The 15,565-nt window shown below is 45.3% G+C and carries 13 protein-coding genes; 5 read left to right on the plus strand and 8 right to left on the minus strand.

Going from position 1 to position 15,565, the window contains the following annotated elements; genetic code table 11:
• Window positions 1-62: 62 nt before the first annotated feature.
• From FAM09_RS04190 to porU, 5 genes are all read right to left on the minus strand, one after another.
• Window positions 63-881: a DUF4292 domain-containing protein gene (locus tag FAM09_RS04190; protein WP_136575806.1), complete on the minus strand. Its 819-nt coding sequence runs from the start codon at window positions 879-881 to the stop codon at window positions 63-65.
• 3 nt (window positions 882-884) lie between these two features.
• Window positions 885-1,328: a dUTP diphosphatase gene (dut, locus tag FAM09_RS04195; protein ID WP_136575807.1), complete on the minus strand. Its 444-nt coding sequence runs from the start codon at window positions 1,326-1,328 to the stop codon at window positions 885-887.
• Window positions 1,329-1,465: 137 nt separating this feature from the next.
• The gene (gene ispF, locus FAM09_RS04200) at window positions 1,466-1,939 is read right to left on the minus strand and encodes a 2-C-methyl-D-erythritol 2,4-cyclodiphosphate synthase (RefSeq protein ID WP_136575808.1); all 474 of its coding nucleotides are present in this window, start codon (window positions 1,937-1,939) and stop codon (window positions 1,466-1,468) included.
• Between the two features lie 224 nt (window positions 1,940-2,163).
• Window positions 2,164-3,339, minus strand: coding sequence for a type IX secretion system outer membrane channel protein PorV (gene porV, locus FAM09_RS04205; protein ID WP_136575809.1), 1,176 nt, complete (start codon window positions 3,337-3,339; stop codon window positions 2,164-2,166).
• 176 nt (window positions 3,340-3,515) lie between these two features.
• Window positions 3,516-6,947, minus strand: a complete 3,432-nt coding sequence (porU, locus tag FAM09_RS04210) for a type IX secretion system sortase PorU (protein WP_136575810.1) — start codon at window positions 6,945-6,947, stop codon at window positions 3,516-3,518.
• A gap of 297 nt (window positions 6,948-7,244) precedes the next feature.
• Between porU and FAM09_RS04215 the strand changes: the two genes are divergently transcribed.
• Together FAM09_RS04215 and FAM09_RS04220 are read left to right on the plus strand one after the other, a co-directional pair.
• Window positions 7,245-8,828: an SUMF1/EgtB/PvdO family nonheme iron enzyme gene (locus FAM09_RS04215; protein WP_136575811.1), complete on the plus strand. Its 1,584-nt coding sequence runs from the start codon at window positions 7,245-7,247 to the stop codon at window positions 8,826-8,828.
• 219 nt (window positions 8,829-9,047) lie between these two features.
• Complete coding sequence (locus FAM09_RS04220; protein WP_136575812.1) at window positions 9,048-10,328, plus strand: UDP-N-acetylmuramoyl-tripeptide--D-alanyl-D-alanine ligase; 1,281 nt, start codon at window positions 9,048-9,050, stop codon at window positions 10,326-10,328.
• 135 nt (window positions 10,329-10,463) lie between these two features.
• Here FAM09_RS04220 and FAM09_RS04225 read toward each other — a convergent pair whose 3' ends face one another.
• From FAM09_RS04225 to FAM09_RS04235, 3 genes are all read right to left on the minus strand, one after another.
• The gene (locus FAM09_RS04225; RefSeq protein ID WP_136575813.1) at window positions 10,464-11,270 is read right to left on the minus strand and encodes a CHAD domain-containing protein; all 807 of its coding nucleotides are present in this window, start codon (window positions 11,268-11,270) and stop codon (window positions 10,464-10,466) included.
• A 208-nt stretch (window positions 11,271-11,478) separates the two neighbouring features.
• The gene (locus FAM09_RS04230) at window positions 11,479-12,642 is read right to left on the minus strand and encodes an O-succinylhomoserine sulfhydrylase (RefSeq protein WP_136575814.1); all 1,164 of its coding nucleotides are present in this window, start codon (window positions 12,640-12,642) and stop codon (window positions 11,479-11,481) included.
• Between the two features lie 293 nt (window positions 12,643-12,935).
• Window positions 12,936-13,382, minus strand: coding sequence for an OsmC family protein (locus tag FAM09_RS04235; RefSeq protein ID WP_136575815.1), 447 nt, complete (start codon window positions 13,380-13,382; stop codon window positions 12,936-12,938).
• A 69-nt stretch (window positions 13,383-13,451) separates the two neighbouring features.
• Here FAM09_RS04235 and metX point away from each other — a divergent pair, with 69 nt between their 5' ends.
• From metX to FAM09_RS04250, 3 genes are all read left to right on the plus strand, one after another.
• Window positions 13,452-14,474 (plus strand): homoserine O-acetyltransferase MetX, encoded by a 1,023-nt coding sequence (gene metX / locus FAM09_RS04240; RefSeq protein ID WP_136575816.1) that lies wholly within the window; start codon window positions 13,452-13,454, stop codon window positions 14,472-14,474.
• 178 nt (window positions 14,475-14,652) lie between these two features.
• Window positions 14,653-14,973 carry an ArsR/SmtB family transcription factor gene (locus FAM09_RS04245; protein ID WP_136575817.1) on the plus strand — a complete coding sequence of 107 codons (321 nt, stop codon included), beginning with the start codon at window positions 14,653-14,655 and terminating at the stop codon, window positions 14,971-14,973.
• Window positions 14,970-15,467, plus strand: a complete 498-nt coding sequence (locus FAM09_RS04250; protein WP_136575818.1) for an SRPBCC family protein — start codon at window positions 14,970-14,972, stop codon at window positions 15,465-15,467. Before FAM09_RS04245 ends, FAM09_RS04250 begins: the two co-directional genes overlap by 4 nt.
• The last annotated feature ends 98 nt before the right edge of the window (window positions 15,468-15,565 follow it).

The raw sequence follows: 15,565 nt of genomic DNA on the forward strand, positions 1-15,565 counted from the left end.
TTCAGGCATGGGTTCTCAATCGTGGTTATCAATAGGATTGAACGGCTTTTATCTTATAACGCTTATTGGCGCCTATAATTTTTCGGAATTGTAAAAGGAAAGCTTAAATCAGCGTTAAAATCAAACTGCTTGAACTGCATCTCAATATCGAGCTTCGACTTTTCAGATACCGTAATTTTACGATAGGTGGAAAATCGAATGCCATTTTTATACTGGTACTCGCCATAGGTAAGGTAAGCGGTACGCGCCCTGATAACATCCACATCATCGAGCTTGCTATATTGCAAGGTGTAATCATCTTTATTAACGGTTAACAGGTGTTTGAACAGAATGCCCAGGCTGATAAGGGAAATGGTCCTTTCGTCTTTTTTATACGAGTTGATATTGCTATCGAGAAAAATAGGATTGCCAATGAGCAGGTTTTGCAGGTCAGCAAAGGTCATTGGCATCCGGGTCACTTCCTGCAGCGATTCTACCGACCGCAACTGAACGGTTTTATTGAGCTTGTTGATGACCTTCACACTGTCGGGCGTTACCAGTACCCTGAAGGCGTCGAAGCCCAGGGCTGCATTGATATTGATCCATAAAACGCTGTCTTTCTTTATTCGAACGAAGGCGTTGAAATCATTTTTCTTTCCATCCCCACCTTCAAAATCTACTTTAATTTTTGCAGAGAAGGTTTGAAAATCTATGTTGTTCTTACGAATGGTATCCCAAACTTTTTTAATATACAACATGGAGTCGGCGCGATGATCTACCACCGGTACTACATGGGCTGTATCTTTTTTGGCAATGGCCGTTTGAATAGTTTTCGTTGACCTGCAACTGGTGGCTGCAGCCATTACCAAAGCAAGTAAACATATACCAGCAATATACTTCATGCATTACGATTTACCGGTATGGCCAAAACCACCATCGTGGCGCCTGGTTACCGAAATTGATTTAACGGGTTTCCATTTTACACGTTCTACGTCGTGTACCACCATTTGGGCAATTCGATCGCCGGGGTGAATGGTTTGGGGTTCCTGCGATAAGTTTATCAGAATGATCTTTACCTCGCCTCTGTAATCGGCATCTATTGTGCCTGGACTGTTCAGGCAGGTAAGTCCCTGTTTGATAGCCAGGCCGCTGCGGGGACGTATCTGGGCTTCGTACCCTTTGGGCAGCTCAATGAACAAACCGGTTGGTACTAAAAACCGTTCCAGGGGTTTTAAAACGATGGGCGCCTCAAGGAAAGCGCGTATATCCATACCGGCTGCTTCATCCGTAGCATATTCGGGCAACGGATTATTTGACTGGTTAATGATCCTGACTTTTACTTTTGACATGACGCAAAATAATGTGATAATTAGGTAATTTGAAAATTTGAAAATGGTGGGCATATTGTTCAGGTTCTCCAAAATGTAAGCGCACATTTTGTAATTCGGCCGCCAATCAATTTTCAAATCTTCAAATTCTCAAATTTTCAAATTCTTTCCAGCAATACCGTTGCATAAGCCACCAATCCTTCCTCTCTGCCCACGAAACCCATGGTTTCAGTGGTAGTGGCCTTTACCGAAACATCCTGTTCAGTAATTTCCAGAATACCGGCAATCACGCTACGCATTTGATCGGAATACCTCTTGATCTTGGGCGCCTCCAAACATATAGAAGAATCTACATTGATCACCCGGTAATTCCGGGCTTTTATTAATTCATAACTTTTTTGTAACAGTATTTTGCTGTCGATGTCTTTGTAAGCCGCATCTGTATTGGGAAAATGCATTCCTATATCGCCCAGGGCCAGGGCGCCTAACAAGGCGTCGCAAATGGCGTGTAACAACACATCGGCATCGCTGTGGCCCAACGCGCCTTTATGATGGGGAATTTTAACACCCCCGATCCAGAGGTCCCTGCCTTCTACCAACTGATGAAAATCGATACCGAAACCGATACGCATTAATTTGAAAATTTGAAAATGTGCAAATTTGAAAATGAATACTGTCAGCGCACCAGGCGCTAAAGCGCCAAAGCCCGCTGACTAATAAAAAAAGCGTTCTGAGAATCTCAGAACGCTTCAAATATATTCAATTTGGCAATGCTCTCATTGAATACCCATCTATTCAGCTTTCACGCAATGGAGTTATTCCCATTTTCAAATTTTCAAATTAGCATATTTTCAAATTATTCCGCTGCTGCTCCCAGATCATCTAAATCGAAGATCAGGCCGAAGCGCAATGTATTAGACAATGGGTTGCGGTTAACACCTGATCCTGACGGAACAAGGTAAGAGAAATTCAAACCAAACACATTGTATTTAACACCTAAACCAACAGTAAAATATTTACGGTTGCCTTTGGTTTTATCTTCATAAAAATAACCCGCGCGGAAAAAGAACTGATCATTATAGGCATACTCGGCACCCACTGATACCTGAAACTCTTTCATCTCTTCTTTAAATCCATTGGGCGCATCGCCGAATGAACTGAACCAGCTGCTTACTACAGATTTGTTTCTGTAATCGGCCACCAGTCCTGAATCCACACTGGAATTACCTGTCCATTTGGGAGGCGTAGGCACCAGCAGTTTATGCAGGTCTAAACCGAAAGATATTTTATTGGCATCATCGAATGCTTTTGTATAAGTAGTACCGATGCTTAAGTTGGCAGGAATATAATCTTTCTGAGTAGCGTCATTGGTATAACCGATCTTCATACCCAGGTTGGTTAAAGTGGCGCCGAAGTTCCAGCCCTGACCGGCTTCGTTCAAACCAGAATAGAAGAACGAAAGATCACCGGCTACTGCATTACCTGGTTTGTAGGTAGTACCGGTTTGGGCCAGGTTACCAGCCAGGTTTGAATGGATATAACGCAACGCAACACCAAGACCAATTTTATCAGATAACTTACGGGTGTAACCTACGTCTACGCCAAATTCGCGGGGACGACCTGAACCGAAATCATTACCGCTTCCATCGGTAAATTGAATATTACCCAGGCTAAAATAGCGTACAGACGCTGCCAGGGCAGCTTCTTCATCCAGTTTATAATATCCGCTTAATGCCAACAGGTATACATCGTTCAAACCGAGGTCTTTTAACCAGGGCGTATACGTTAACCCTATGCTGAAGTTCTTTTGTGCAAAGGGCACTTTTGCCAGGTTCCAGAACGGAGAATTGGCATCTGGCGAAGTAGCCACGCCTAAATCACCCATACCACCGGCACGGGCATCTGGAGAGATCCGTAAAAAGGGAACAGCAGTTGTTACAACATTAATAGAATCGGTTTGGGCTTTTACTGACATTCCACCCACCACCAACAGGAACAGACCTACAGTTAGTTTCAAGATGTTTCGTTTCATTTTTTTGAATTGTCTTTAAGGATCAAGACCGCTTTCAACGTTTTTCTCAATAGCAATTTGGTAGAATAAAGCTTTTACCCTGCTTTTGTATCAAAGCCTGTTGATGCGGAACAATAATAATTTTGGGTAAAATTTCCTGTCGATAGATGGCTAAAATAAGTATTTCTAAAATGAGATTATAATATAAACAACTTTTCAAGCTTTTCCGCTGCTTTACCGTCTGCAGTTTGTACTCGTAAACGGTAAAGATATACACCACGGCCGATTTTATCACCATATTCATCCCTGCCATTCCATTCCACGTCACTCGAACGGTTTCCGGGAGAAAATATTGTTTTGTTAATATTTTTTACCAGCTTTCCCGTAATCGTATATACCTGAATCCTTATAAGTAATTCTTCCCCAGGCCTGTTATGCTCAAACCAGAAGGTGGTATGCGTGGTAAACGGGTTCGGATAGTTCAATACATGGCTTAGGGTAAAGTTCTGTTGGGCAACCACCCTGAAATCAATAGTAGCCTCCCCTGAATTATTGGCTGCATCCCAGGCTTTTATGGTCAGCGTGTGTGCACCGGCGGCCAAAACGGGTAGCTGAAACCGTACTGTTCCCTGCCGGTAATTATTCACATCGCTTTCATAAAAGCTATTCAGCACAAATTCATTTTTTTGATCATTATCAAGCGTTGCAACCAGGTCGTGGCCTATGCCCGTACCCAGGATGTTTATGCCCGAAGAGTCGGCCAGCTTTACCAGCAATATGGGCCGGTCGTTAGTAATGCTGCCGTTCACAAACTTCTCGTCATTTAAATACGCTTTAATCGTCGGACCGAGGGGGTCGTTGACGCCATTTCCTGAACCGCCGATGATAATATTGTTCAATACCCCATTCCCGTCTTTATTGCCGTTATCGGTATAGTAACTGATCTTTCCGTTGCCGTATTGGTAGCTGATGTCTTTGGGTACAATAAAACTGAAGGAAAATCGGCCATTATTCACCGTGGCTTTGCCTTTGAACAGGATATTCTTCTGCACCTGGATGGGCACCGCCTGGCTTCCGGCATCGTTGCCCAGGGTATTTATCGTTTGCACCTTATCGAAAATAGTTGGGTAAATGGTACCGTTAAAATCGTTGAGGGTATTGCCGGCATTGTCCTGCACGGTTCCGCTAATGGTATATTCCGATAAAGCTTTTAAGGTATCTGGCGTGCTGGTCACTGCCTGTCCGTTTATGGCCGTGGTTTTAACCTGGTAGACCGGGAAGGCCAGGGTTAAAGCGGGGTCACCCAGCAGGGTGAATTTTCGGTTATTCACCACGTCGCCTAAAAAGTTATAGGTAACATTCTTGGCCATTCGAACCGCTTCGCCCAGGCTGCGGTAGCTGCTGTCGGACTTTTTTTGAAAAGCTGTTTTCAGGTAGTTCTCGTTCATGATGCGGTTGCTGAACGCAAAAACCAGCCGGGTGGTGGTCATAAGGGCAATGGCGCCTGTTCTTTCGCGCAGCAACAGGTTCTCACCTATTGAGCTTACTAACGGGTTATCATAAGGCGCCACATCGCAGGTGGCTGTTATAAATAAGGGCAGCTTTCCGGGATTGTTGAAAGTGTTGATAATGTCCTGGTCAAGCACCACTTCTTCTCCCAGCCGGCGGTAACCGCCATGGCCGGCATAGTTCCACATGAGGGTGCCGCTGTATATTTTATTATTGATGGCCTGGTTTACCGCCGGGTAGCGGCTGCCGGCCGAACTGCTTTCCTGCCGGAAGGCATCGAGGTAAATTTTATCGATGTTTTCCTGCGGTGCAGCAGTTTGTACCACCTGCGTCATTATTTCGGCATCCTGTAAGTGCAGGTTATTATCTTCATCATCGGCCACAAAAGTGACTTCGTTGCGCCAGGGGCCCAGGCTTTTTACATCGTTGTAGGCCAGAATTTTATCTACAATTGCTTTTGCTTCCCGCACATTCCGGGCCGGTATTCTGCCAATTCCCACATCCAGCAGGTAAGTGCCGGTTCCGTTGATATCATCATTATCGCCCAGCAGGCCAAAAAAGTCGTCGGAGGTATAAGTGGCCAACGGGTCCAGCGAAACCGGGCTTTCCCAACAGGGCACCAGGTTGGTATTGTTTGAAATGCGGGTGCGGTAATCGAAAGATGCATCGCCAAAAAGCAACAGGTATTTAGGCGCTTTGGAAGAATCGCCACCGGCGCGGTCGTAAAACATTTTTACAAAATCGCGCAGGGCGGCCGGGTCGGGTGAACCGGAAGAAAATTCATTATACACCTGGTTTACGGTCACCACCAAACCCGCAAGGTTGTCGCGCTGCTGATGGTATTGGGCCAGCCGTTGCGCCTGCCCTAACAGATCGGGATGGGTAATAATTATATACTGAGGCATTCCGCTGCCATGCAGATTTTGATTGGGCACCGCCCCCACCTTTACCGGGGTTAAAAAACCGGTGGTGCTGAAAGCGATGTACTCGCGAAGGCGACTGCATTCGTTTACAAACCGCCAATCGCTGCCGGCGAGGGCGCCTTGCATTCGAACGGGTTCCAGCGCATTGGTTATATCCCACACCTGCATGCCGGCGGGGGCATTTTTTATAGTGTAGCTGCCCACATTTCCGGCGCCTACACTATTCCAGTCGTGGAATTGTAGTTGGTTATTGCCGGTCATAGACAGATCGACCCTGGCGTGCACTTCAACCCAATCGAGCCAGCCCTGGCTACCGGAACTTCCGGGCGTATAATCGAACCGGATGGAAAGCGGCGATTGAGTGGTGCTGAAAGAAGCGGCTGACTGGGCCGCCATGGCAAAAGGATCATAAGCGCCGGTAGACGTAGCAGGCACTGTTATTTGCATAGCCTGCTGATTATTAATGCTTACCGTAAAACGGCTGGTTGTTCCAAATGACCGGGCTACACAGGCGGATGCAATGGTAGCCGGGTTTGCCAGTATGTTGGGCAAGTTCACCGTATACGTTCTGCTTAATGACTTACCGGCATTGCCCGAAAATTCTTCCCCATACCATTGCCGGCCGCTGCTGAGGAAATTCACGGTATCCAACTCATGAAACCAGTTGCGGGTGACCTGGGTAATGGTAGTATTGGGGGTTGTGGTAACATTTGCAGTTGTTATTCTTTTACCGTTTTGCCCAATGGAAAGGTAATAATAGGCCGTATCGCTATATATATTCTTTTGATGGTGAAAACTTTTACTGATTGAATCTTTTATCCAGGCATGGGGACCGCCGGCATAAAAGAGAATATAATCTGATCCATTTAGTTGTCCATCCCCCCCATCTTCTACCCATAAAGCGTTTTCAATAAGGTCATCTGGTTTTGTGTTTAGCGGCTTTTCGGGCAGCATTTGTCCGCCATTGCCAAACAACCTGACAGAAGAAGAGGAAAGAGAAGACGTATTAACACCGAGGGAAGAGAGAAAAGGGAGGTCGATTTTATAAATTCCGGGCAAAGTTGTACTTATTTTATACCAGTTACCCATCGCCAATACCGAATTGGCCGTATACATACGTTGGGACAAGGCCGGCATATAATTCATGACTAAAAATATGCCTGCCATCATAAGGCGGATAACAGGTCTGCTACGCATCTGGTCAAAAATAGCTTATTTTATGCCATGTTTACCGGAGACGAGGTAGCGGGTAAAAAAATAATGCAATTCCGGCGGCTCCCGGCTCAATTATTGAATAAGGGAATATACGGATGTAAACCCAACTGGTTTCCATGAATTAACGAAGCTAAAACAGCCTGTAATACAAGTTGTTTTATCAAAAACAGGTATATTCGCCGTCCCTATAATTTTTGTGGAAAAGCAATTAAAACCACGTACAATATTTGCTCTGTAATAGCGTTTAACCAAATTGAACTAAAGGCAAAAGTCATCAAAATGAATTTGAAAAACCTATTTATCGTACTATCCTGCGCTGCCGCAGTTTCATCCTGTAAGTCCAACAAGAAAGAGAAGTCGGACGTTACCGGTTGGAATTACAATGACAAAAACATGGGCGGTTACCAGGTATCCCGTGAAAAAGAACAACGTACCGGTCCCGGACTGGTTTTTGTTCAGGGCGGTACCTTCACCATGGGCGCCACAGAAGAAGATCCTATGGGCGACTGGAATAACATTCCCACCCGTAAAACAGTAAACTCATTTTACATCGATCGTACCGAGGTAGCAAACATTCACTACCGTGAATATTTGTACTGGATAAACAACGTATTCGATGGTGATGAATATAAAGATGTACGATCAGGTGCATTGCCCGATACCCTGGTATGGCGCAGTGAGCTGGCGTACAACGAGCCTTTGGTTGAGTACTACCTCCGCCACCCATCTTACAACTACTATCCGGTTGTGGGTGTAACCTGGAGACAGGCACACGACTTTTGTTTGTGGCGCAGTGACCGCGTAAATGAAAAAGCGTTGCTTGATAAAGGCTTCATTAATAAAACAGCAGTTAAAAATATTCAGGGTCAGGGAAGTGAGTCGTTCAATACCAAAGCTTATTTGCTTGGTTTAACAACGCCTACTCCCGGTAACCAGGTTCGTTCTAAAAAGAATCCTTTAAAGAACCCGAACGGTACTCCCAGAACTACAGTAACCTTCGAAGACGGTATTTTGTTACCGAACTACCGGCTCCCAACAGAAGCTGAGTGGGAATATGCTGCAATGGGTCTTGTTGGTCAAAACCCCAACCCCAGCCGCAAAGAAGGCAAACGGGGTGAGGAGTTGATCACCAACAAACAGGTGTATAGCTGGACACAAAACGTGAACGGTTTACGTGATAGCCGTCGTGGAGCATGGCAGGGAACCTTCCTGGCTAACTTCAAACGCGGTAACGGTGATAACATGGGTGTGGCCGGTGGTTTGAACGACCGCGCTGTATACACTGCACCGGTAACTTCATTCTACCCTAACTCATTCGGCATCTATAATATGTCAGGTAACGTGAGCGAGTGGACTGGTGATGTTTACCGTCCGCTGTCACCCACCGATAACGATGATGTTTCTCCTTATCGTGGTAACCACTACCAGAATGTACTTCGCAATAAAGATGGTGAGTTTGAAAAAGATAGCCTGGGACGTGTTAAAACAGTATATGTAACTGATGAAGAAAGCAAAAACCGTCGTAACTATCAAAAAGGTAATGTTATCAACTACCTCGATGGTGACTCCATGATCACCGGTGTTGCTTACGGTACCATGGATGTTGCAGAAAACATAAAAACCGGTCGCGGTTATGGTGTTAGCACCCTCATCAGCGATAAATCCCGGGTAATTAAAGGTGGTAGCTGGAATGACCGTCCATACTGGTTAAGCCCTGGCACCCGCCGATTCCTGGAAGAAGATCAGGGAAGTTCTACTGTAGGTTTCCGTTGCGCAATGGACCGCCTGGGTAGCCCTGAAGGTAATGGCCGTAAAACCGGTATCAATTACCCAACAAGACGTCAGAATACCAGAAAACGATAAATGGTTTTTTCAAATTCTTATAAAAACCCCGACGTTACCGTCGGGGTTTTTGTTTGTGGTTTATGGTTTGTAGTTTGTGGTTGCTGTCGCGCTTTGAGCCTGTTGATTTAATGCAAGCTGCTATGAATGCGGGAAGTTAAAATACAATCAGCCTTCCCGAATAAAAGAACCATAAACCACAAACCATAAACTGTCATACGTGTATCTTACATTTGCTTTATGACCATTGAACAACTCTACGACATATACCGGCAATATCCTTCGGCACAAACCGATACCCGGAAACTAAAAGCAGGCGATATCTTTTTTGCATTAAAAGGACCCAATTTTAACGGTAATCAATTTGCTTTGGCGGCACTGGAAGCCGGCTCGGCATATGCTGTGGTTGATGAAGCGCCTGTAACTCCAGACAGTCGCATTATTGTTGTAGACGATGTGCTCACCACCCTGCAGCAACTGGCGAAATACCATCGTCAGCAATTCAATATTCCATTTATCGCCATCACCGGCAGCAATGGCAAAACCACTACCAAAGAGCTGGTATATACCGTTCTTTCGGCTGGTTATAAAACATATACTACACAGGGTAACCTGAATAATCATATTGGCATTCCCCTTACCATTTTATCGGTTAAATACGATGCAGAAATGGCGGTGATTGAAATGGGCGCCAATCACCTGAAAGAAATTGCCAGCTATTGTGAATATACCCTGCCTACCCATGGCATTATTACCAATTGCGGCAAAGCGCACCTGGAAGGATTTGGCAGCCTTGAAGGAGTTAGAAAAGGGAAAGGCGAACTATTTGATTATTTACGCGCCCATAATGGTACCGCCTTCGTTATGTGGGATTACGACTACCTGCAAACAATGAGCGCCGGCATACCTGTTGTAGTAAAATACGGCACAGGGGGTGCAGCTGATGTGCGCGGTACGGTGCAGCAAAGCGAACCGTTCTTAACCGTCTCTATTGACAAAGGCGCTAATATACCCGCTATACAAACCCAACTGGTAGGTTCGTATAACCTGCCTAATGTATTGGTGGCCGTAACAACCGGCAAATTCTTTAAGGTGCCCGATGAAAAGATAAAAAAGGCGATTGAAGATTACATACCGTCGAACAGCCGTTCGCAGTTGATTGAAAAGAATGGCAATAAATTTATCCTGGATGCCTATAATGCCAACCCCACCAGCATGAAAGCCGCTATTGAAAACTTTGCCGGCATACATGCTCAGCACAAAGTGTTAATGCTGGGCGGCATGGCCGAATTGGGACAAGAAAGCCTGCAAGAGCATGAAGCGATCATTGCGCTGATAAAACAACATCCCTGGAAAGCGGTTGTACTGGTAGGTGGAGATTTTGTTAAGATCGATCATCCCTTTATCAAAATGGCCAATGCTACTGAAGCGGCGGACTGGTTTAAAAGCCAACAATTCAACGATACCTATTTCCTCATAAAAGGATCGCGGAGTATGCAGATGGAGAAAGTATTGGGGTAAGTTGATAAGTTGGTACATTAACAAGTTGACATGTTATAGAACAGATGCTGAGTTCTTAGGTTTATAGTTATTCAGTTATTGAGTTATTCAGTTCGCAGTATTAAGAAGTTATAACTTACAAACTCAATAACTTCATTAAAACGAGTGTTCCATATTCAACGTTCTCACCTGTTGCAACAAATCACGTTGCTGCGCTTCTTTCAGGTGTAGCCAGTGCCTGTGCAGGTCCTGTAAAACAATTTTCTCTTGATCATTACTGGAATCGCTATAGACTGCCTGCAGCAAAGAAATCGCTCCACAGCGGTCGTTAAAATCACCCAGGCTGCCGGCCATGTCGTTTAACTGTGTTTCGCTTTGCCACGCTTTGATAGGAAAAGGAATACCCCAATCCTGTTCATACACGCGAATGGTATAGATGATATCTTTTAACTGCTTGCGAATGATATGCAGGTCGTTTTCATTATCGGCTGCCAGCAGTACAATATGGATCGCTGCTATTTTTTGATGCATGAACTTATGCAGGGTTTCATCATGCAATTGGCGAGGCAATTCTTTCGTAATGCCGTTGAGTATTTTTTTGAATTGTACCGCTTCTATAGCAGCTACCATTTGTTCTTTGGATATAAATAATTGCTGACACCAATGGGTTATGGAAGAAGGTATTTGCATGGCCACCCCAATACCATACAACTCAGCCAGGAACAACTGCATGTCTCTTACTTTACCGCCAGCATGGTAAATGGCTTTTAATTTATCCGGTATTTTCAGGTCGCCGGCATCTTTTTCCAATTGCAGCAGTCGTAAAAAAGCCCTTGTTTTTTTGTATTCAACACGCAGGTCATGAATGTCTTCCTGTTCAAAAGATCCGGGTAACCGGTTGCAGAACTTTTCCAGATGGTTACTATGCCTTATAACTACCTCTTCTAACTCCCGCCTTTTCATCTTACATACCCTTTTGACTATAAGTTACGATTTTCCAGGCTGCCCATAAAAACAAACGGGTTGGAGAACCAACCCGTTTACCAGCTCAATTTTTAAAACTTTTTTATTGTGAAAAAGAATCAGACATAAAGGTAACTTTCCATTTCTTCCATTGCTATGATGTTTAGCACACAAATCGATGATTTACGTCACTCCCCTTTCCTCTTGTTTAACATTTTTCCAATGCCTGCCTTATATCGTTAATGATATCGTCAACATGCTCAAGCCCTACAGAAATTCGGATCAAACCAGGCGTAATGTTTACGGCCAGCCTTTCTTCCTCTGTGAGTTTGGCGTGCGTGGTACTGGCCGGGTGCGATGCAATGCTTTTGGTATCGCCCAGGTTGGCAGTCAGCGATAACATTTGCAAGCTATCCAAAAATTTGCGGCCACTTTGTAAACCGCCGGCCAGCTCAAAACATACAATACCGCCGCCATTCTTCATCTGTTTCAGGGCAATGCGGTGCTGGGGGTGACTGGCCAAAAAAGGATATTTCAGCCATTTGATCTTAGGATGTGCCTCCAATGCTTTGGCTAGTTGCAACGCATTGTTGCCATGGCGTTCCATACGCACATCAAGCGTTTCGAGGCTTTTGCTCAACACCCAGGCATTGAAAGCAGATAATGCCGGACCTGTACTGCGGCAGAACAAATAAATATCATGGATCAGCGTTTTCTTTCCTACTATAACGCCACCGAGTACGCGGCCCTGGCCATCGATCCATTTGGTAGCGGAATGCACTACCAGGTCGGCGCCAAAATCAATAGGCCGCTGATTCACCGGCGTAGCAAAACAGTTGTCGACGTTTAAAATGAGGTTATGCTTTTTGGCAATGGCCGACACTGCTTCCAGGTCTACCAGCTCCAAACCGGGGTTGGTAGGCGTTTCCACATAGATCATTTTGGTATTGGGACGAATGGCCTTTTCCCATTCTTCCGGTTTATCGGCCGGTACATAGCTGTATTCAATGCCAAACTTGGGCAGGTATTTGGTGATCACCGTATGGGTGCTGCCGAAAATGGCGTTGCAGGATAGCAGGTGATCTCCTTTTTTCAATAATGCCATAAACGAAGCAAAGATGGCGCTCATACCCGATGAGGTGGCATAGCCGGCTTCGGCACCTTCGAGGGCCACCATTCTGTCGATAAACTCCTGCACAGTGGGATTACTGAAACGGCTGTAAATATTATCATCGGTTTCATCGGCAAAAGCAGCCCGCATGTCTTCGGCATTATCGAAGCAGAAGCTGCTGGTCAAGAACATGGGCGATGAATGTTCCATTTCATTGGTTTGATCGGTACGAATGCGGATTGCTTTGCTTATTGGGTGCATGTGTTAGTTTATGGTTTCTTGTTTATAGTTTATTGTTGGGCCGCCATATTTTGGGGCTCGCTACTAATAGTTACCGGTTGCCGGTTCCAGGTTACACGTTTCAGGTTGCAGGGGTTCAAGGCTTCACGATTGCCGTTTCACGATTGCAGACTGCCGAACAGCGCTCCGAACCCTGAAGTGAGTGACACAACAGCCGGTGCTGGTAGCACTGGTGCTGGCCAAAAAATTGCCTTCCCTGTTTGCCTTTTGCCTTAGGCTTGAAGCGTGCAGCTTGTAGCTGTATTTCTTTCCTCCTATTTCTGACTTCCTACTTCGTTCTTTTGGTTCACCCGCACTTCCCATTTCAGCTCTCCACCGGCGCGGCGCAAGGTTTCAGCAACGGAACAATATTTATCCATCGACAGCTCACAAGCCCTTCTGGCTTTATCAGGATCAATATTGCCGGTGAGCTCGAAAATAATGGTAACATTTTTCCAGATGGAGGGTTCTTTTCCGGCTTCGCGCTCCCCTTCTATCTTCATGTTGAACCCTTCAATATGCTGCCGCTGCTTTTTCAGGATGTTCACGATATCGATACCGCTGCACCCGCCCAGGCCCATCAGGAGCATTTGCATAGGCCGAACGCCAAAATTAGTACCGCCGCCGTCGGGACTTGTATCCATCCGTACGGTATGGCCATTAGCGTCTTTCGCTTCAAATCCGTAGTCACCTGCAGCCCTTTCCAATTCAATTTTTATCATGGTAAAGATTTTTGCAAATGTAATTCATGCAAGCATTTACTTTGCACCCTTAATTATAGCCAGGGGCCAATGAAGCGTTTTGAACATAATCAACCTTTCAAACTCGAAAACGGGCAATTACTGCCTTCATTAACCATTGCATATCATACTTATGGGACGTTAAATGCCGAAAAAAACAATGTGATCTGGGTATGCCATGCACTTACCGCCAACTCCGATGCAGCCGACTGGTGGCAGGGAGTGGTAGGAACCGGCTGTGTTATTAACCCCGAAAGGTACTTTATTGTTTGCGCCAATATACTGGGTTCGTGCTATGGCACCACGGGACCATTGAGTATCAACCCCCTATCGGGGAAACCCTGGTGTCATCAGTTTCCGCTGATCACCATTCGCGATATGGTAAATGCCCATATTTTACTGCGCCAACACCTGGGCATCGACTCCATTCACCTTTTAATGGGCGGCAGTATGGGCGGCTACCAGGCCCTGGAATGGAGCATTGTGGAAAAATCAGTGATCAAAAACCTGTTCTTACTCGCTACCTCCCCTACCGAAAGCGCCTGGGGCATTGCTGTGCACGCCACTCAACGGCTGGCGATTGAGGCCGATTGCACCTGGCAACAGGACACTCCTGAAGCCGGACAAAAAGGGTTAAAAGCCGCCCGGGCCATTGGGATGCTCACCTACCGCAACTATGGCATTATGGTGCAAAAACAAACCGACTCCGATTCGGAAAAGCTGGATAATTATAAAGCAGCCTCCTATATCGATTACCAGGGCGACAAACTGGTGAAACGCTTTAACGCCTACAGCTACTGGCTGCTTACCAAAGCCATGGATAGCCATCATATTGGCCGTGGCCGCGGCGGCGATGGAGAGGCCATACTACACAGTATTAAACAAAGAACTTTATTGATTGGCATTACCAGCGATATACTTTGTCCGCTCGAAGAGCAACGCCATATGCAACAACATTTACCCGATTGCACCCTCGTTGAAATTGATTCGGCGTATGGGCATGACGGGTTTATGGTTGAGGTTGGGAAGATTGGGGAGGTGTTGAGAGAGTGGTTATCTACAACTCCCGTTTAAATATTTTTTGTGCCTGTATTCCAGCTCCTGCCTGGCGCCATCGGGTACCCGAATAAAAAGAGGCCGTATCATACTTTTGATACAGCCTTTTTTGTTTTTGGCAGTGAAGCAAAATAAAATTTGCGCAGCCGATTGGCTTCACATATATTTGCAGCCGAACGGCTTCATATTATAATTCATGAGACGCGATATTTTTCAAGCAATTGCAGACCCCACCCGACGAGCTATCCTTGTTCTCGTTGCCGTGCAGGCAATGACTCCCAATGCCATTGCGGAGCATTTTGACATCAAAAGGCAATCAATATCAAAACACTTGCGCATCCTATCGGAATGCGACCTCTTGGTTCCAAGGCAAGAAGGCAGGGAGATCTTCTATGAACTGAAAATCGATAAAATGAAAGAGATCGATACCTGGCTTGACCAGTTCAGGAAGATTATGGAAGAAAGTTTCAAACAACTCGATGAAGTATTGTTCACCTTAAAAAATAAGAAAAAATGAACTTACTATTTGAATTTACCGTTGACAAAGCAGCGAAAACGGTATTCATAACGCGAGAATTTAATGCTGAACTATCGCTTGTATGGGATGCATTTACCAAAGCAGAAATCCTTGACCAATGGGTAGCACCTAAACCCTGGAGATCAAAAACAAAATTTATGGACTTCAAGGTTGGTGGACGAAGATTTTATGCGATGGTAAGCCCCGAAGGACAAGAGCGTTGGGCAATTCAGAAATACACTTCAATTAGCCCAAAAACCAATTTCAAAATGTTTAATGCTTTTGCGGACAAAGATGAAAACCCTGAATTACCGGGTTCTGACTGGGATTACACTTTCAGCGAACAGAACGGAAAGACGACAGTGCGTATTACTATTTATAACGAATCTCTTGCCCGTATGGAGAAGATGATAGAAATGGGCTTTAAAGAAGGATTCACTGCGAGCATGACCAACCTGGAAAATCTATTGACGACTTTATCGAAACGGTCCTGATCCCGATAGTTATCGGGGATGAAAAGACAAAGTAAGCAACCCGCACTTAAACTCAATACACAAAAAGCGACGAAATACTACTAGCTGGTTAGATATTT

Origin of the sequence: Niastella caeni, assembly GCF_004834005.1 — a bacterium.
Taxonomy (GTDB): domain Bacteria; phylum Bacteroidota; class Bacteroidia; order Chitinophagales; family Chitinophagaceae; genus Niastella; species Niastella caeni.